Genomic DNA, 17,731 nt, shown 5'->3' with positions numbered 1-17,731 from the left:
GGCATGGGCCGCCCATGTTTTGCAGATTGCAGAAAAGTTATGAATTACAGCGCGAAGGGCGCGATGTGAGGCGGCGTGATTTTCTCCTCTGAACACTGTAACAGGTGTAACAGGTTCCCCGTTCACGCTGATCGGAAATCCTGCGCCAAAAGCCGTATGCGCGTTATCTTGCCATTCACCCGTGCGCGCCTACATTGGACGCAGTGAAAGGATGCCCTGAGCATGGATGACAATCGCGAACCCGAAAACCAGCCCAACCCATGGATGAAGAGCCTCTTCGTATGGGGCGGGATCTTCCTCGCCCTGCTGCTGGCCGTATCGATGTTCGGCGGAGACCAGCAGGCGGCGGGCACGTCGATCTCCTATTCCGATTTCAAGAACCGCGTAGCCGAAGGCACGGTTGAATCGGTCGAAATCGGGCCGGAAGTCATCTCCGGCACGTTGGGCAATGAACAGCGCTTCTCCACCGTGCGCGTTGAAGGCGACAGCGATCTGATCGCCGACTTGCAGGATGCCGGTGTGGAGATCACTGGCACGCAGGCCGAAAGCGGCAATATGCTGCTCTACATCTTGATCCAGACGCTGCCCTTCCTGCTCATCCTCGGCATCGCCTTCTTCGCGCTGCGTCAGGTGCAGAAGGGCGGCGGTGCGGGCGGCGCGATGGGCTTTGGCAAGTCGAAGGCCAAGCTGCTCACCGAAAAGCAGGGCCGCGTCACCTTCGACGATGTCGCGGGGATCGACGAAGCGCGCGAGGAATTGCAGGAAATCGTCGAGTTCCTGAAGGACCCGTCGCGCTTCTCCAAGCTTGGCGGCCAGATTCCCAAGGGCGCGCTGCTGGTCGGTTCGCCCGGCACCGGCAAGACGCTGCTCGCCCGCGCCATCGCGGGTGAAGCGCGGGTGCCGTTCTTCACCATCTCGGGCTCCGACTTCGTCGAGATGTTCGTGGGCGTCGGCGCCAGCCGCGTGCGCGACATGTTCGAGCAAGCGAAGAAGAACGCGCCCTGCATTGTCTTCATTGACGAAATCGACGCGGTGGGTCGCCACCGCGGCAATGGCATCGGCAATTCGAATGACGAGCGCGAGCAGACGCTCAATCAGCTGCTGGTCGAAATGGATGGCTTTGAAGCCAATGAAGGCATCATCATCATCGCCGCCACCAACCGTCCCGACGTGCTCGACCCTGCGCTGCTGCGCCCCGGCCGGTTTGACCGTCAGGTGGTGGTGCCGATTCCCGATATTGACGGGCGCGAGAAGATCCTTGCCGTGCATATGAAGAAGGTGCCGCTGGCGCCCGACGTGAACCCGCGCACGATTGCGCGCGGCACGCCCGGCTTCTCCGGTGCGGACCTTGCCAACCTTGTCAACGAAGCGGCCTTGCTCGCGGCGCGGCGCAACAAGCGGCTGGTCGCCATGCAGGAGTTCGAGGACGCCAAGGACAAGGTGATGATGGGCACCGAGCGCAAGTCCATGGTGATGACCGAGGACGAGAAGAAGATGACCGCCTATCACGAGGCGGGCCATGCGCTGGTCTCGATCAACGAACCTGCGTCCGACCCGATCCACAAGGCGACGATCATCCCGCGCGGCCGTGCGCTGGGCATGGTGATGCGCCTGCCCGAACGCGACAATTACTCCTACCATCGTGACAAGATGCACGCGAACCTCGCCGTCGCCATGGGTGGCCGCGTGGCGGAAGAGATCATCTTCGGGCATGACAAGGTCTCCTCGGGCGCATCGGGAGACATCCAGTATGCGACCGATCTCGCCAAGAACATGGTCACCAAATGGGGAATGTCTGACAAGCTCGGCCCGCTGATGTACGAACAGAGCCAGGAAGGTTATCTCGGCATGGGGCAGTCGATGCGCACCATGGCGGGCGAGGACACGAACAAGCTGATCGATGCCGAGATCAAGGAACTGGTCGAAGGCGGGTTGAAGCGCGCCACCGAGGTTTTGACGAGCCAGGAAGACAAGCTCCACCTGCTCGCCCAGGCGCTGCTCGAATATGAGACGCTGACCGGCGAGGAGATCAACCAGCTGATGCAGAACGGGAAGATCGACCGTCCCGATGCTCCGTCGGGACCGGTGATTGTGCAGCCGGCGCATGGCTCGTCGGTTCCCAAGGCAGGCAAGCGCTTCGGCGGTGAAGGCGAAGCGCCGCAAGGCGCGTGATCCACGAGCCGCCGCCACGGCGCCTGCGCAGGCTTTCGCAGCGCGTCTTGCGGGTGATGGAAGCGGGTGGCCGATACCTGCTCTGGCTTGGCCCCGCCTTGCTGGTGATCCTGCCAGTCGTATGGCTGCTCAACCTGCAAGCGCGGGATGAGGTGCTCGCCCAAGGCAGCGTCGCGCTGCTCCTATGGGGAGCAATGGCGGCGGGCTGGCATATCGTGCTGGTCTTCCTGCGTTGGTGGATCTGGTGGCACCGCGACGACCGCGGTTAGGCGTTAGAACGCCCCCAACAGCAGCAGCAACTGCACGAACAGCAGGACGATGATCCAGATAAAGCCGCTCAGCACCATCAGCCGCCAGAAGGTGCCGAAGCGGCTGAGATCATAGGCATAGCGCAACTGCTTGTAGAGATGGATCGGCGGGACCAGCATCGTCGTTATGACCACAAGCCCGGCGTCCAGCCCAGCCGCAATCAGTAGCGATGCGGCGATGAACAGAATGGTCATGAAGCTCAATGAATAGGTGACGAAGATCGCGTGGTCATAAGCCTTGAACCGGCGCTTCCAGAAGAACAGCAGCCACACGAAGGGTATCGAGATCGGGATCAGCAACCAGCTGAACTTGTACGCATTCGCCTGCAATTTGTAGAGCATCAGCCCCGGATTCTCGCGCCATTTGGCCACGATACCTTCGTCCAGCGACTCAATGCCGAAAAGCGTGACATCGGGATTGTCTTCAAAATCGAGCACCCGAGCCTGCGCCAACCCGTCCAGCGCTTCCTGCGCGGCGGCGGCCTCGCGCAATGCCTCTGCGTGGGCGGGCGTGCCGGCTGCGCTCGCCTCCATCCGGCTGCGGGCATCATCGAGATCTGCTTGCGCAGCGGTTTGCAGCGTATCCATTGAGGAACTGATGCCGCGCGTATTGAGATCGGTCGGCGTGGTGAGCCCCAGCATCTGGAACACGGCAAACATAAGGAACACGCCGAACAGGAACAGCGCCATCGGGCTGACAAAACGTGCGCGCTCCCCTTCGATATAGCGGCGGGTGAGCGCGCCGGGCTTGAACAGCAGCATCGGCAGCGTGCGCCAGAACTTCCCTTCGAAGTGGAACGCGCCATGCACCAGATCATGCATGAACGCGCCAATCGTCCGGTGCAGGTGGCCCTTCTGCCCGCAGGAATGGCAATAGGCTCCTGTGAGCGCGGTGCCGCAATTCATGCATTGCTCGGGCTGGTCGGGATGCGGAGCCTTCGCGCCCGAATCGGGCTCCAGCGCTCGGGCGAACAGGCCGCCCTGCGTTGCCGAACCGATGCCGTCGAACAGATCATTCATGCGCTTGTCCCCGTCGCCTTGGGGTGGAGTATAGGCGGCAGGGCAAGGCTGGCAATCGCGGACTTGCTGCGCGCTTGAAGGGTTGATGCCGAGGGCTTGTGCCACCCATCGCACTGTCCCACATTGCGGGGATGGAACTTGCACCAAGCCAATGGCCTATGCTCGGCCTTGCGATCATGGCCGCTGCCTTCGTGCTTGTTGCGCTGGTGGAGCTGGCCGCACCTGTGCGGCAAGCGGTGCAATCCAAGCCGCGGCGCTGGCTGACCAACCTTGCGCTCTTTGCCATCGATACGCTGGCGGTGCGGCTGGTGCTGCCTGTCGCGATGGTCGGCGCGGCGGTATGGGCGGAGGCGCAGGGTGTAGGCCTGTTCAACGCACTTGAAGCACCAACATGGCTAGCGTTCATCGCCACGCTGCTCGTGCTCGATCTGGCGCTCTATATGCAGCACCGCGCGACGCACACGATCCCGCTTCTGTGGCGGCTCCACCGCGTCCATCACACCGATCGTGATTTCGACGTCACCACGGCGGCGCGGTTCCACCCCGTCGAGATCGTGCTCAGCATGGTGTGGAAATGCGGCGTGGTGATTGCGCTCGGTGCGCCCGCGCTGGCGGTATTCGTGTTCGAAGTCGGCTTTGCCGTGGCGACCTTGTTCACCCACGCCAATTTTGCGCTGCCGCGCCGCATCGACCGCGCGGCGCAACGCCTGTTCGTCACCCCCGATATGCACCGCATCCACCACTCGGCGCTGGAGCGCGAGACCAACAGCAATTACGGCACCACGTTGTCGCTATGGGATAAGCTGCTGGGCACCTATCGCGGCGAGCCGGAGCGCGAACAGAGGCGCATGACCATCGGGCTGGAAGAATGGCAGGATGATCGCCCCGCGCACCTCGGCTTCAGCCTGCTGCTGCCCTTCCAGCGCCGGTAGCAGACACAAAAAAGGCCGCTATCCGTGAAGGACGCGGCCTTTTTGTCAGATGATCGCGGGCGATCAGCCGTCGTAATCGCCACCGATCGAAGTCGAGCGCGAAGGCGCCGCGGCGGACAAGCGCATGGCTTCTGCCGACTGGCTCAGCGAACCGATTTCATCCGCTTCGTCTTCCTCGTCAGGAAGAATCGTCTGCAGCGACTGCACCAGCGATTCCTGCAAATGCTTGGGCTTGATCGTCTGTTCGGCCACTTCGCGCAGCGCCACAACGGGGTTCTTGTCCCGGTCACGGTCAATCGTCAGTTCCGCACCGCCGGAAATCTCCCGCGCGCGCTGGGCTGCCAGCAAGACGAGATCGAAACGGTTGGGAATCTTGTCGACGCAATCTTCGACGGTAACGCGCGCCATAGGGGCACTCCAATAGCTTGGGTATTTCGGAAAGCGCCCGCTTAGGCGAGCCCAGCGCCAAGGTCAAGATTTTCCCGCCTATCGATGCTGGGTGCAACTTACCCGGTCACTTGCGGCCCGACTATCGCGGTATCCACCGGCACGCTGGTGAGCAGATCATTCGCCTGGCTGCCGATCATCGCGTGACGGAAGCCGGTTTCACCGTGCGATCCGAGCACCACGCAATCGATGCCCTCGCTGGCGATTAGGCGGTGCATCGCGCCCGATACGGTGCCGTTGGCGATATGCGTGGTGACGCGCGCGACAATGTCGGGCGGCAAGTCGCCGACAAAGGACTGCATTTCCTCTGTCGCATAGCTTTCCAGCTCCTTCACAACATATTCGGCGTTGTTCCAGGCCTGATAGGGCATATGGAAAGCGTGCAGCAAATGCAGTTCGGCCTCGGGAAAGAAGCGCGCCGCCCATCCGGTTGCGGCGAGCGAAAAGACCGAGAAATCGGTGGCAATAGCGATCTTGGCGTAGGGCGCTTGCGGACGCTGTTTCACCACCAGCACCGGGCGCGGCGTGCGGCGGATCACATCGTCCACTACCGTGCCCAGAATGAAATCGCCAAGCGAATTGTGCTTCGCAACACCCATCACGATCAAATCGGCATTGTTGGCATCGGCGCAGGCGGCGATGTTTTGCGGGACATGGCCGATTTCGGTGGCGATCTGCACGTTCCCTGCACCGGGCGGCAGCACTGCCTTGATCTTGGCGCTTATCGTATGCGCATCTTCCTCCTTGCCGGGATCGAGCGAGCGTCCGTGAAAGACGATAACCTCGCGCCCCGTTTGCTTGCCGAGCGCAATCGCCCGGTCAATCGCGCGGTCGGCGCGGGCGTGAAAATCGGTGGTGACGATAATGGGGCCGGTCATGGGGTCTCTCCTCATCAAGTGATTCGGAGATACAGCAGGGAGTAGGTGGCAACGTTGATTTAGGTCAAATTCAGATGCTCAATCGACGCAAACAAAACCACCATCGATCTGCCCATTGTTGATCTCGGCAAAGCAGGCGAAAGTTACGTTGGTAGCTTCGCAAAAGCCAGCGGCTGGTGTCCCGCTGGTTGGGAGCGGCCCCCTATCGGCTGCGTCGAGCAGACATCTGCCTTGGCATTCCGACCCATCGCGGCAGGGCGTGCCGGCATCCTCATATGCGATAGAGCAGACTGGGGAGCCAAGCCTTCCGCCGCGAACCACTTCACCGCCCCTAGCGTTGCAGTCTTCGATCATCGCGTCAGTAACAGGTGCGGGCCAATAGCTCTGTTGGCAAGCAACAGTGATCAATCCAACAGAGAGGCAGATCGCAAAACGAGCCAAGTTGTCTCGCAATTTACTCAAACCCGTAATCCGAATAGTCCTTCAGATTGGGCGAGGTGAACTTGGTGAATTCGCTCTGGAAATGCAGCGGGACGTTGCCGGTGGAACCGTGGCGCTGTTTGGCCACGATCAGCGTCGCCTTGTTGCGCAGTTCGAGATAGCGGTCTTCCCAGACGCGGTATTTCTCCTTCTCCGCTTCGGAGGAGGTTTCGCTCGGATTATCGGGACGCGAGGCTTCGTGGTAATAATCGCCGCGATAGATGAACCACACCATATCGGCGTCCTGCTCGATAGAGCCCGATTCGCGCAGATCGGAGAGCATCGGGCGCTTGTCTTCGCGCTGCTCGACCGCACGGCTCAATTGCGAGAGCGCGATCACCGGTACCTGCAATTCCTTGGCCAGCGTCTTCAATCCGCGCGAAATCTCCGAAATCTCGTTGACGCGGTTGTCATTCGCGCGACCCGATCCTTGCAGCAATTGCAGGTAATCTACCACGATCAGCCCGATATCGTGCTTGCGCTTCAGCCGCCGCGCGCGGGTGCGCAGCGCGCCGATGGTGAGCGCGGGCGTATCGTCGATATAGAGCGGCAATTCGGCCAGCCGTTGCGCCGCATAGGAGAGTTTCTGGAACTCGTCGCGGTTCAGCTTGCCCGAACGCAAGGCTTCGGAAGAGACTTCGGCCTGTTCGGCGAGGATACGTGTTGCGAGCTGGTCGGCGCTCATTTCCAGACTGAAAAAGACAGTCGGCGCGCCATAGCAGTGCGGGCCGCCATCGCGTTCCCAATTGAGGAACTCCTCGGCGCAATTGAAGGCGATATTGGTGGCGAGCGAGGTCTTGCCCATGCCCGGACGCCCCGCGAGGATGATGAGGTCGGAATTGTGCAGGCCCGCGGTCTTGCTGTCGATTGTTGCAAGGCCGGTGGTTTTGCCCGACAGGCCGCCGCCCGAATTCATCGCCGCCTCGACCATGCGGATCGCCTCGGTCGAGGCGGCGCGGAAGGTGGTCGAGGTGTTTTCGCTGGTCGCCCCGGCGGCGACTTCGAACAGGCGCGCTTCGGCCCCCTCGATTTGCCGCATCGGTTCCACCGATTCGGACGTGTCGAGCGCGCCTTCCACCAGCTCGCGGCCCACGCTCACCAGTTCGCGCAGCAGCGCCAGATCGTAAATCTGCTGCGCCAGTTCGCGCGGGGCGAGCAGGCCCTGCCCGTCGGCGGTCAATTGCGCCAGATAGGCGGTGCCGCCCAGCTCGGCGAGGCCTTCATCCTTTTCGAAATAGGGTTTGAGCGTGACCGGAGTCACCACCATCTGCTTGTCCACGCCGATCAGAACGCGATCAAAAATCCGCTGATGGACCGGCGCGTAGAAATGCTTCGGTCGCAATTCGACAGGCAGTTCTTCCAGCACGCGGTTGTCGATCAGCACCGCGCCCAGAAACGCCGCCTCGGCCTCCAGATTGGTGGGCAGGCTGCGGCCTTGCGTATCCTTCACGGTATCGGAAGGCGCGCTGGCGGGATCGCGGATCAGAAGTTCTTCATCATTCATGGATCGCCGGTAATGCGGCGGCGCCGCGCCAAGAGCAAGCGGCACGGTGTCGCAAATTTCCCTCGCCCCCTGTGGAAAGCGGGGACGAATGGCGCGCGCGCTCTTTTTCGCAATTGCAATATGCCCCAAGGCTGGGCCAAGAGAGGCGCGCTATGTCGCAGGACGATGACAACCGGATCGAAGCCATCACGCTTGATGAAGCGACCGTTATCGCGCGCAATGAAGAGATCGAGAAGGAGCGCGAGGTGGCGCTGCGCGATCTGGTGGAGGACAACCGCTTCCGCCCGCTGCGCGCGCTGGAAAACGGGCAGCTAGGCCCGTGGCACGTGCATCTGGCGATTGTCGACGGGATGCTGGCGCTCAGCCTGAAAGATCGCGCCGGCTCGGACGCGGGCACAATCGGGCTTGGTTTGGGCCGGATGCGCCGCGTAGTGCGCGAATATTTCGCCATTTGCGATAGCTATTACAAGGCGCTACGCCGCGCCTCCGCGCAGGAAATCGAGACGATCGACATGGCGCGGCGCGGCATCCATGATCGCGGGTCGCGTATCCTGTCCGAAGCGCTGGAAGGCAAGATCGATAGCGATTTTGAAACCACGCGCCGTCTTTTTACATTAATTTGCGTGCTGCATATCAAGGGCTGATGCTACTCGCATCGCCACACCGTTTTAGCCGAAAATAGGGTCGCCCGATGGGCAAGAAGAAGAAAAGCATTCTGCGATTCTGGATCGAGGCACTGCTGCTGATCGCGCTCGTTGCCGTGGGCGCGTTCCTGTGGTGGCGGACGCAGAATTTCATGCCCGAACGGTCCGAATATCCGGTGCAGGGCGTGCTGACGGGAGAAGCCGAGGGCGTAGTCGACATTTCCGCGCTGCGCACCGCGCGCGCCGATTTCGTCTATCTTGAAGCCAGCAGCGGCGATGACGGACGCGACGAGGCGTTCGGGCGCAATCTGGCCGCGCTGGCAGGCACCGGCATCCGCCACGGCGCGGTGCACGAATATGATCCGTGCATCCCGGCGGAGGAACAGGCGGCGAATTTCGTCACTATCGTACCGCGCGATCCCGAAATGCTGCCGCCCGCCATTTCGCTGAGCAAGCTGGCGAGCGAATGCGGCGATCCGGTGGTGGAAGCGGCGCTGGAAAGCGAGCTGACGACTTTCATCAACCAGGTCGAAGGCCATGCCGAGCAGCCGGTGGTGCTGAAAGTCAGCGAGGAATTCGAGCGCACGTACGGCATCGCTGCCTCGATCGAGCGCAATCTGTGGCTCGAACGCGACTGGATCGAGCCCGACTATGCGGGCCGCCCGTGGACTTTGTGGACGGTCAATTCGCAGCTGACCAATCCGGCGAACGGGCAGGAAATGCGCTGGGTGGTGGTGCAGAATTAGGTCTGCGGTTGTTAAGCTGGCGGACACGAAAGCGGGCGCAAGAGAGATCCATGCGCATTCTCCCTCTCACCCTCGCTTTGTTGTGCATCGCCGCCCCCGCTTCGGCGCAGGAACAGGGCATTTTCATTTTCGACTTCGAGACGGCAAGCGCCAGCGAGCGTGAGGCGCTCGCACAGCGGGCGGTCGATGATGCGGAAGGAATTGCGGATGCCGCCGCGATCTACTGCTCGACCAACCCCTGGGCCGATGGCGCGCGCCACCGGCAGGAATTGCGCGCAATGTTGCTGGAGGCCGGTTCGGCGACCGCGCGACTGTTCGATGCGGGCTTTTGCACGCCCGACATCACCGGCTTTCTGAACGATGATATTGGCGAGAACCGCGTGTGGCTGGCGCTAACCAATGTGCATTTCCTTGAGCGCTTCCTCGAGGAACGCTCGCGGCGCTAGGGCTCAGCGCGTCTCCAGCCACTCCACCAGCGCCCCAAGGCATTCGCGCGCCAGCAGCTTGCAGCGTTCGGGGCTCCAGCCCTGCGCCGCATCGGGCCAGTCGTCATTGTCCTTGAACGGCATTTCCAGCGTCATCGCAGTCGCGCCGAAGCGTTCGGCCAATTGATTGGTGCAGAGCGAGAGGTTTGCCGTTCCCGGTGCCGATTTGGGATAGCCCTTTTCGGTCTGGAAATCGGGGCAGCGGCGGTCGAGGATGCGCTGGTAGCGGTAGAAGGTCTCGCCGAAATCGTCGGTCCAGCTGGGAATGCCTTCGTATCCGGCGAGGAAGACCGCCGGGATCGCTTCATCGCCATGCACGTCCATGGCAAAATCGACGCCGCTTTCATCCATCGCGGCCAGAATGGCGAGCACTTCGGGCGAGCGTTCGGGCGTCGGATTGTCCCATTCGCGGTTAAGGTTTACGCCTTCGGCATTGGTGCGCAAATGGCCGCGGAAGCTGCCGTCGGGATTGCAATTGGGCACCACGTGCAGGTGGCAATATTTGCGCAGGGCAACGCCTACCACATCGGCGGGATCGGTCAGCACTTCCAGCGCGCCTTCCATCCACCATTCGGCCTGCGTTTCGCCCGGATGTTGCCGCCCGGTGATCCATACCTGCGTTTCGCCTTCGCCCATTTCGAGGCAATCGATGCTGCGCCCGTCCAACGTCTCGCCAAGGCGGCGGTAGGTGACACCTTCGGCGCAGGACGCCTCGGCCACCAGATCATTGTGCCGTTCCATCGAATAGGGTGCGAAATAGGCGAACCACACCTGTTCGGAACCCGGCGTGTAGCGGATGGTCAGCGTGCCATTGCCGGTGCTCTCGTCATAGGTGGTATCGGCGCGGCCCCAGAAATCGCGATCCTCGGAAACGCAGGCGCGGTAGTTCGGCCAGCCTTGCGGGAAGGCGCTGTCCTTAAGGTTGTCTATGGTGAGCACCAGTTCGCGCCCTGCCGCGCCGGAGACACGGAAATGGAACCATTGTGCAAATTCGCTCTTGCGGTCGGCCGGGATGCGCAGCTGCGCATTGGCTCCTTCAATGGCGACAACTTCGATGTTCCCGCTGTCAAACGCAGCGTCGATGGCGATAGGGTGGTTACTCATGCAACCGCCCTTTAGTCGATTGAAACTGTTTCGCCAGAGGTTCCGGGGAAATTTGTAAAAAGAGCCGAAACCATGCGCGCGGCGGCCTGCGGTGACGCGGCGAAATCGCTATTGCTGGTGGCGGCCATTTCCGCGCGGCCTTCCCACAGATTGGGCCGGTCGCCTTCGGCAAAACGGATCGCAACCGACAGCCTGCGCGCGATGGTTTCGGGCGGCGGGCCAGAGAGGCTGTTGATATTGATCCCCACGCCCACGCCCACGCCGACGCCCGAGCCATAGGTTCCGGTCGATCCGCCGACACCCACGCCGACGGGTGAGCTTCTGCGCGCTTCGCCCGATAGCGAGCTTTCGAGGCTGATAAGCGCATATTGCTCGGCGTTCTCGGCGACCACGTCATAGCCGAGAAATGCGAGCTCTGCCGCAACGGCGTCGGCATAGGCGGCGTATTCCACGGTGCTGTCATCCACGCCCGCAGCCGGCACCACTGCAATCGTACCGCGCCCTAGTGCCATCGGGGCTTCGCCGGTAAAGCGGGTGATCTCCACCGGAGAGACATAAGCAGGATGCGCGCAGCCGGCGGCAAGCAGAGCGAGGGGGAGGATCAGGCCGAGTCTTTTCATGCTTCTATTATGCCCCAAATCGCCCATCGACGCCAATTCGCGCATTGCGGGCGCGGCGCAAGCTGCTAACCGCTGGCAGTTATGAACGATAGCAAACCTCCCGTCCTCGTCACCGGCGGTGCCGGATACATCGGCAGCCACGCGGTTCTCGCGCTGAAAGACGGCGGCTGGCCGGTCGCGGTGATCGACAATCTCACCACCGGCTTCCGCTTTGCCGTGCCCGATGGTGTGGCGTTCTACGAAGGCGATATCGAGGATGGCGCACTGCTCGCCCGCATCTTTGCAGAGGAGGGCACGCGGGCAATCATGCATTTCGCAGGCTCTGTGGTGGTGCCCGAAAGCGTCGAAAACCCGCTCAAATATTACCACAACAACACGGTGAAGAGCCGCGCCTTGATCGAAGCGGCGGTGACGGCGGGTGTGCCGCATTTCATCTTCTCCAGCACCGCGGCGACTTACGGCATCCCCGATGTCGCCGCCGTCCGCGAAGACACGCCGCAAGTGCCGATCAACCCCTATGGCTGGTCGAAACTGATGACCGAGCAGATGCTCGCCGACACCGCAGCCGCGCACGCGATGAATTATTGCGCTTTGCGCTATTTCAACGTGGCGGGCGCCGATCCGCAGGCGCGCACCGGGCAATCGACCGCGGGTGCGACGCATCTGATCAAGGTCGCGGTCGAGGCGGCATTGGGCAAGCGGGAGGGGGTGAGCGTGTTCGGCACCGACTTCGCCACGCCCGATGGCACCGGCGTGCGGGATTATATCCATGTCAGCGATCTCGCGGCGGCGCACGTGCTGGCGCTGGAAGAGCTGATCGCCAAGCCCGCTGTCTCGATGACGATGAATTGCGGGTACGGGCGCGGGTTCTCGGTGCTCGAAGTGCTCGATGCGGTTGACCGCGTGACCAATCGGCAGATCAACCGGACAATGGCGCCGCGCCGCGCGGGTGATCCGGATTCGCTCATTTCCGACCCCTCGCGGATCAAGGCGACGCTGCCGTGGCGGCCACAGCACGCCGATCTGGAAACCATCGTCACCCACGCGCTCGCCTGGGAGCGGAAGCTCGCCGATATTCGCGGAGACTCGGGCGGCGACTAGCCGACCGCAAGGGCGAACGCCCGCCCGCAGGTGCCGCGCAGCGAAGCGGAGCGAATAGCACCGAGGATGCTCCGGCGGATGCCGGAGCGCAAAGCAAACAACTTGACTCGCGCCAGCGGTCTGCGTATCGGCCATCCCAGATTTCCGGCATCGGAGTGCATCTCCGGTGCCGCTTATTTTTCAGGAATAGACCATGAAGATCCGCAACAGCCTCAAGTCGCTCAAGGGACGTCACCGCGACAACCGCGTGATTCGTCGCCGTGGCCGTACTTACGTCATCAACAAGACCAACCGCCGCTTCAAGGCCCGTCAGGGCTAATCCGGCACCGTGCCGCTGACACAGCGCGGCACCGGTCTTTCGCAAAGCCCCCGTCACCACGGGGGCTTTTTGCGTGTCTGATGCGCCGAAAATCTCCGCCGTCGTCTGGGATGTCGGTCGCGTGCTCTATCGCTGGGAATTGCGCCACCTGTTCCGCGAGCTGATCGCGGACGAGCAGGAGCTCGATTGGTTCCTCGCCAATGTCGTGACTGAAGAATGGCATTTCGAGCATGATGCGGGCCGTGCGCTCGCCGAAATGGTGCCTGAACGCATCGCGCAATTCCCCGCCTATGCCGACCACATCCACGCCTATGCGGAGCGGTTCAACGACACCATCCCCGGCCCTGTTCCCGGCACCCACGCGCTGGTCGAGCGGCTGGCGGAGCGCGGCGTGGCGCAATTCGCGCTCACCAATTTCGGGGCGGAGTTCTGGGACGTGTTCGTCCCCACCGCGCCGATCTTCGAGCATATGCAGGACATCGTCGTGTCGGGCCGCGAGTGCCTCGTAAAGCCCGATCCGGCGATCTATGCGCTGGCGGAGCAACGCTATGGCGTGCCACCGCAGCAGTTGTTCTTCATCGACGACCGCGCCGACAATATCGCCGCTGCCACAGCGCGCGGATGGCATGGGCACGTGTTTACCGATGCCGGGCCGCTTGAGGCGGAGCTGGAGCGGATGGGCCTGCTCTGAGACCCAACAAAAAAGCCCCGGCACCGTAAGGCACCGGGGCATCGGAGTGCCGCGCCGGGATGGAGAGGGGCGCGGACAGGGTCTCCTGAGAAATTAGCCGTTGCAGCGCGCGAGTTGGGATTCGTTCAGCGCTTCACCATTGGCGGTGAAGCTGGCGATCGTGCCGACTTCGCGGCGCAATTCGCTGCAAACGCGCAAGGCCCGGTCGCGGCTGCGCGGTCCGACGCAGGTGGTGCCTTCACATGTGAACACCACGCCGCCTGCAATAACGGTTTCTTCCTCGGTCGGCTGGGCCAGTACGACATCGTAATGCGACGTGGCAGAGGGCGCAGCCGCCAACGGGGCAGCCATGGCGATTGCGGCAGTTGCGGCAATGGTGGCGAAGCGGGAGAGGGTTTTCATCACAAGGCTCCTGGATGGGATCGGTCGGTGCTGACAAACTTGAAGGTTGCGTTTGACAACCAGTTGCCATTCGCTACCTATCCAACCGAGTTTCGATTCGCAACCCTTATTTTGTGATTATTTTGGCTTTGCCGCGTTTCGCGCTAGGAAGCGGCAAGGAGAGCTGTGGTTATGGGCATAAGAGAACCGCTGGGAGAGCTGGGCTGCGGCCTCTCGCACGCGCTGGAAGTTATGGGTGAACGCTGGTCGTTCCTCATCCTGCGTGCCGCCTTCAACGGCCTTTACCATTTCGAAGAGTTTTCGAGTGAGTTGGGCATCGCCCGCAATATCCTCTCCAACCGGCTGGTAAAGCTGGTGGAAAACGGGGTGCTTGAACGCACGCCTTGCGAATCCGACCGCCGCAAGGTCGAATACCGCCTCACCGAAAAAGGCCTCGGCCTGCTGCCCGCCATGCTCGCGCTGCGGCAGTGGGGCGAGGAATATGCCGATATCTGCAACCCCAACCTGGTGCTGGTCGATTGCCGTGACGGACAACCCATCCGCAAAATCGGCATCCGCGCCCATGATGGCCGCGATCTGAGCTGGCACGAGCTCGGCTGGCAAACCCCCGACAAGATCGGCACGCCGGTGGAACGGCATGACGGGTACTACGCGAAGGAAGACGTCTAAATTCAGCAGAGGTGCACTGCTGGCTTCTGACCCGGTTAGAGCCAGCCGGTATGTTCGGCGAGAATTTTCGCACCCAAAAATACAAGCACTAATCCGCCGATCACCTCCGCTTTCTTCCCCAGCGCTGGGCCGATGCGCGCGGCGGACCAGTAAGCGGGGGCACAAAGCACCAAGGTGACCGCGCCTATCAGCAGGCAGGAAAGGAAAACCGGCAAAGCGAACAGGTCGAGCGTCATTCCTGCCGCAGCCGCATCAATCGACGTTGCGATAGAGGCCGCAAATAGAGCAGTGACGTGCGCCCGCCCGTCTACGGAGCTGATAACCGCTTCATTTCCGTCATCACCGCCCAAGCCCTCACGCAGCATTCGCAGGCCGAGGAATGCCAGCAGTGTAAAAGCGATCCAATGGTCGATTGCTGCGAGCCACCCGATAAAGAGCATCCCTAGTCCCCAACCAATCAGCGGCATCACACCCTGTGCTACACCAAAGGCGAGACCCGTCTCCAGCGCCCGCAACACAGAATGTCGCCCAGCCGCCCCGCGCACCAACGCAACTGCGAAAGCGTCCATAGCAAGGGCGAAGGCGAGAATAAGGACGGCCAGCATAGGGCAGCCCCCGTGCCACGACTGTCCCCCGGTGAAAACCCCCTCAAGCCCTAGGCGCCTGCCTCCGGTAACTCAGCGCCTCGGCGATATGCACGCGGCCCACGCGATCGGCTCCCGCCAAGTCCGCTATCGTTCGCGCCACGCGCAGCATCCGCACATAGCCGCGCGCGGAGAGGCGCATCGCTTCGGCGGCCTGCATCAGCAGCGTGCGGCCCGCTTCGTCGGGGGCGGCGAATTCTTCCAGTGCGTCGCCATCGAGTTCGGCGTTGGAGCGCACGCCTCTTGAGACCTGCCTTGCTCGTGCCGCAGCCACGCGGGCGGCGACTTCGGTGCTGCCCTCGGCGGCGGGGGGCAAGGCGAGGTCAGCCGCGCTCACCGGATCGACTTCGACGTGCAGGTCGATCCGGTCGAGCATCGGGCCGCTCACCTTGCTCTGGTAATCCACCGCGCATTTGGGTGCGCGCGAACACGCCAAAGAGGGGTCGCCCAGATGGCCGCAGCGGCACGGGTTCATCGCCGCGATCAGTTGCACGCGCGCGGGGTAGGCGACATGGGCATTGGCGCGCGCAACATCGACCTTGCCCGTCTCCAGCGGCTGGCGCAGCGAATCCAGAACAGGGCGCTGGAATTCGGGCAATTCGTCGAGGAACAGTACGCCCAGATGCGCGAGGCTCACTTCGCCGGGGCGCACGCGCAATCCGCCGCCGGTAAGTGCCGCCATGCTCGCCGAATGGTGCGGCGCGCGGAAGGGGCGGGTGCGGCTGATCTTGCCGCCCTCGAGCGTTCCCGCGACCGAGGCGACCATGCTCACTTCCAGCGCCTCGGCGGGTGTCAGAGGCGGCAATATTCCCGGCAGGCACGCCGCCAGCATCGACTTGCCCGCGCCGGGAGGCCCGTTCATCAGCAGATTGTGCCCGCCCGCCGCAGCGATTTCCAAAGCGCGCTTGGCGGTCTCCTGCCCCTTCACCTGCCGCAAGTCCGGCCCCGGCGTCTTGTCCTCGACCTCGCCCGCTTCGGGTTCGGGCAGGCGCTGGCTGCCTTTCAGATGGTTGAGCAGGCTGGTGAGATCAGGCGCGGCGAGGATGCGCACATCGCTCGCCCAGCGCGCCTCCGGCCCCTGCGCCTTCGGGCAGATCAGGCCCTTGCCGTTCTCGCTTGCGTGCAAAGCGGCCAGCAGCACGCCGGGCGAGGGGACGATGCGGCCGTCGAGCGCCAGCTCCCCCACCGCCACCCACTCGCTCATCGCCTCGGCATCCACCACCCCCATCGCGCCCAGCAGCGCCAGCGCAATCGGCAGATCGTAATGCGAGCCTTCCTTGGGCAGATCGGCGGGCGAGAGGTTCACCGTGATGCGCTTGGGCGGCAAGGACAGGCCCATTGCGGCGAGCGCGGCCTGCACCCGCTCGCGGCTTTCGCCCACCGCCTTATCAGGCAGGCCGACCACGAGGAATTTGGGCATTCCGGCGGTCAACTGGCACTGCACTTCAACCGGCCGCGCCTCCAGCCCCAGATACGCCACCGTCGAAACCAGAGCTACCAAGCCAAAATCCCCTTTGTTTCTAGTGATAACGCCCAAGCGCGCGGTGTCGAGACTCAATAGATCGGGAACAGGGTTAATTCACCGGCAACCGCAATGCTTGGCATTTGCGTAGGGCGGCGGGCGCAGAGCGGGATGCATGGCCCGTCTGTCGTCCATTTTTGTACTGGTTCTCGTATCGCTGGCAACGCTCGTCGCGTCGCCTGTGGCCGCGCAGCAAACCCTCACGGTGACGGTCGAAGAGTGGACCGAAGAGTGGATCGATGGCGAATGGGTCATCGTGGAGCATAGCGGATGGGAGGATGCCGGCTCCTCGGCATCGCCCGCCCCCGCCGCTGCACGCGCTGTGGCTTCGCCGATGGAGACCGTCGAAGCCGCAGCTATCGCTGCCTATGGCCCGTTCCGCGTGCTGGACGATCGCACTGCCGCGATTGTCGATGTGACCGACGGTGCCTCGCCGCGCCAGTTTGCCGCCATGCTCGCCGCCTATCCGCAGATCGAGCGGCTCGAATTCGTCGAAGTGCCCGGCACGCATGACGACCGCGCCAATTTCGCCGTGGGGCGGATGATTCGTGCAGCCGGAATTGCCACCAGCGTGCCCGAAGGCGGCTCGGTGCGTTCGGGCGGGGTCGAGCTGTTCCTCGCCGGGAACACGCTCGCCATCGCCGACAATAGCGAGTTTGCCGTGCACGGCTGGATGGATGATCGCGGCATGGGTGCAGAAGACTATCCTATGAGCGCGCCCGAGCATCAGCGTTACCTCGAATATTACGCCGAAATGGGCATGGCCCCCGACGCCGCGCGGGCTTTCTATGCGATGACCAATTCGGTCCCGTTCGAAGATGCGCTGTGGCTGACGGGCGAGGAGATGCAGGCTTGGATGGGCGTCGATTCACCTGCCGAAACGGTCGTAGCGGCAGCTGAGCCCGCGCTCCCGTCTCTCGCCTATGAAGACATATTGCCGCGCCTCAGCTATCTTGACTTGGGTGCGGCCTTTCAGTAAGCGCGCCCTCATAGACGTGAGGCCGCCCGCTTTGGCGGCCCTTTTTATTCTGATTCGAAGGTTA

At 62.7% G+C, this 17,731-nt stretch carries 20 protein-coding genes; 11 read left to right on the top strand and 9 right to left on the bottom strand.

Annotated features, from left to right (window positions below; all coding sequences use genetic code 11):
* Positions 1-222 precede the first annotated feature (222 nt).
* Positions 223-2,172 carry an ATP-dependent zinc metalloprotease FtsH gene (gene ftsH, locus ACS0VV_RS12175; protein WP_483532962.1) on the top strand — a complete coding sequence of 650 codons (1,950 nt, stop codon included), beginning with the start codon at positions 223-225 and terminating at the stop codon, positions 2,170-2,172.
* The gene (locus tag ACS0VV_RS12170; RefSeq protein WP_483532961.1) at positions 2,169-2,441 is read left to right on the top strand and encodes a hypothetical protein; all 273 of its coding nucleotides are present in this window, start codon (positions 2,169-2,171) and stop codon (positions 2,439-2,441) included. The genes ftsH and ACS0VV_RS12170 overlap by 4 nt, the downstream gene beginning before the upstream one ends.
* Before the next feature lie 3 nt (positions 2,442-2,444).
* On the opposite strand, the gene ACS0VV_RS12165 is transcribed toward ACS0VV_RS12170, so the two are convergent.
* The gene (locus tag ACS0VV_RS12165; RefSeq protein ID WP_483532960.1) at positions 2,445-3,500 is read right to left on the bottom strand and encodes a DUF3667 domain-containing protein; all 1,056 of its coding nucleotides are present in this window, start codon (positions 3,498-3,500) and stop codon (positions 2,445-2,447) included.
* Positions 3,501-3,631: 131 nt separating this feature from the next.
* Between ACS0VV_RS12165 and ACS0VV_RS12160 the strand changes: the two genes are divergently transcribed.
* Positions 3,632-4,432, top strand: a complete 801-nt coding sequence (locus ACS0VV_RS12160) for a sterol desaturase family protein (protein WP_483532959.1) — start codon at positions 3,632-3,634, stop codon at positions 4,430-4,432.
* A 63-nt stretch (positions 4,433-4,495) separates the two neighbouring features.
* Here the strand turns inward: ACS0VV_RS12160 and rpoZ are convergent, their stop codons facing one another.
* The 3 genes from rpoZ to ACS0VV_RS12145 form a co-directional block, all read right to left on the bottom strand.
* A complete protein-coding gene (gene rpoZ, locus ACS0VV_RS12155) occupies positions 4,496-4,840 on the bottom strand; it encodes a DNA-directed RNA polymerase subunit omega (RefSeq protein ID WP_483532958.1) in 345 nt (114 codons plus the stop codon).
* A 98-nt stretch (positions 4,841-4,938) separates the two neighbouring features.
* Positions 4,939-5,757, bottom strand: a complete 819-nt coding sequence (locus ACS0VV_RS12150) for a universal stress protein (protein ID WP_483532957.1) — start codon at positions 5,755-5,757, stop codon at positions 4,939-4,941.
* A gap of 454 nt (positions 5,758-6,211) precedes the next feature.
* A complete protein-coding gene (locus ACS0VV_RS12145) occupies positions 6,212-7,741 on the bottom strand; it encodes a replicative DNA helicase (protein WP_483532956.1) in 1,530 nt (509 codons plus the stop codon).
* A 152-nt stretch (positions 7,742-7,893) separates the two neighbouring features.
* On the opposite strand from ACS0VV_RS12145, the gene ACS0VV_RS12140 reads away from it, so the two are divergent.
* The 3 genes from ACS0VV_RS12140 to ACS0VV_RS12130 are packed head-to-tail and all read left to right on the top strand — an operon-like array spanning position 7,894 to position 9,577.
* The gene (locus ACS0VV_RS12140; RefSeq protein WP_483532955.1) at positions 7,894-8,385 is read left to right on the top strand and encodes a UPF0262 family protein; all 492 of its coding nucleotides are present in this window, start codon (positions 7,894-7,896) and stop codon (positions 8,383-8,385) included.
* A 47-nt stretch (positions 8,386-8,432) separates the two neighbouring features.
* Positions 8,433-9,131, top strand: coding sequence for a glycoside hydrolase family 25 protein (locus ACS0VV_RS12135; RefSeq protein WP_483532954.1), 699 nt, complete (start codon positions 8,433-8,435; stop codon positions 9,129-9,131).
* Positions 9,132-9,181: 50 nt separating this feature from the next.
* The gene (locus ACS0VV_RS12130; RefSeq protein ID WP_483532953.1) at positions 9,182-9,577 is read left to right on the top strand and encodes a hypothetical protein; all 396 of its coding nucleotides are present in this window, start codon (positions 9,182-9,184) and stop codon (positions 9,575-9,577) included.
* 3 nt (positions 9,578-9,580) lie between these two features.
* Here the strand turns inward: ACS0VV_RS12130 and ACS0VV_RS12125 are convergent, their stop codons facing one another.
* Entirely contained in the window at positions 9,581-10,720 is a 1,140-nt protein-coding gene (locus ACS0VV_RS12125; RefSeq protein WP_483532952.1) for a M14 family metallopeptidase, read from the bottom strand.
* A gap of 11 nt (positions 10,721-10,731) precedes the next feature.
* A complete protein-coding gene (locus ACS0VV_RS12120; protein ID WP_483532951.1) occupies positions 10,732-11,340 on the bottom strand; it encodes a DUF4136 domain-containing protein in 609 nt (202 codons plus the stop codon).
* 81 nt (positions 11,341-11,421) lie between these two features.
* Here ACS0VV_RS12120 and galE point away from each other — a divergent pair, with 81 nt between their 5' ends.
* From galE to ACS0VV_RS12105, 3 genes are all read left to right on the top strand, one after another.
* A complete protein-coding gene (gene galE / locus ACS0VV_RS12115) occupies positions 11,422-12,441 on the top strand; it encodes a UDP-glucose 4-epimerase GalE (protein ID WP_483532950.1) in 1,020 nt (339 codons plus the stop codon).
* A 193-nt stretch (positions 12,442-12,634) separates the two neighbouring features.
* The gene (gene ykgO, locus ACS0VV_RS12110) at positions 12,635-12,760 is read left to right on the top strand and encodes a type B 50S ribosomal protein L36 (RefSeq protein ID WP_004210176.1); all 126 of its coding nucleotides are present in this window, start codon (positions 12,635-12,637) and stop codon (positions 12,758-12,760) included.
* A 73-nt stretch (positions 12,761-12,833) separates the two neighbouring features.
* Positions 12,834-13,451: an HAD-IA family hydrolase gene (locus tag ACS0VV_RS12105; protein WP_483532949.1), complete on the top strand. Its 618-nt coding sequence runs from the start codon at positions 12,834-12,836 to the stop codon at positions 13,449-13,451.
* 93 nt (positions 13,452-13,544) lie between these two features.
* Here ACS0VV_RS12105 and ACS0VV_RS12100 read toward each other — a convergent pair whose 3' ends face one another.
* The gene (locus tag ACS0VV_RS12100) at positions 13,545-13,853 is read right to left on the bottom strand and encodes a CC_3452 family protein (protein ID WP_483532948.1); all 309 of its coding nucleotides are present in this window, start codon (positions 13,851-13,853) and stop codon (positions 13,545-13,547) included.
* 171 nt (positions 13,854-14,024) lie between these two features.
* Here ACS0VV_RS12100 and ACS0VV_RS12095 point away from each other — a divergent pair, with 171 nt between their 5' ends.
* Positions 14,025-14,522, top strand: coding sequence for a winged helix-turn-helix transcriptional regulator (locus ACS0VV_RS12095; protein ID WP_483532947.1), 498 nt, complete (start codon positions 14,025-14,027; stop codon positions 14,520-14,522).
* Between the two features lie 35 nt (positions 14,523-14,557).
* On the opposite strand, the gene ACS0VV_RS12090 is transcribed toward ACS0VV_RS12095, so the two are convergent.
* Positions 14,558-15,040 (bottom strand): manganese efflux pump MntP, encoded by a 483-nt coding sequence (locus tag ACS0VV_RS12090; RefSeq protein ID WP_483532946.1) that lies wholly within the window; start codon positions 15,038-15,040, stop codon positions 14,558-14,560.
* Between the two features lie 130 nt (positions 15,041-15,170).
* Positions 15,171-16,667, bottom strand: a complete 1,497-nt coding sequence (locus tag ACS0VV_RS12085; RefSeq protein WP_483532945.1) for a YifB family Mg chelatase-like AAA ATPase — start codon at positions 16,665-16,667, stop codon at positions 15,171-15,173.
* Between the two features lie 136 nt (positions 16,668-16,803).
* On the opposite strand from ACS0VV_RS12085, the gene ACS0VV_RS12080 reads away from it, so the two are divergent.
* A complete protein-coding gene (locus ACS0VV_RS12080; protein ID WP_483532944.1) occupies positions 16,804-17,667 on the top strand; it encodes an alpha/beta hydrolase in 864 nt (287 codons plus the stop codon).
* The last annotated feature ends 64 nt before the right edge of the window (positions 17,668-17,731 follow it).

It is taken from the genome of Aurantiacibacter sp. KMU-128, assembly GCF_056933515.1.
Note: the sequence above shows the minus strand (reverse complement) of the source record. Positions and strands in the feature narration are given on the sequence as shown.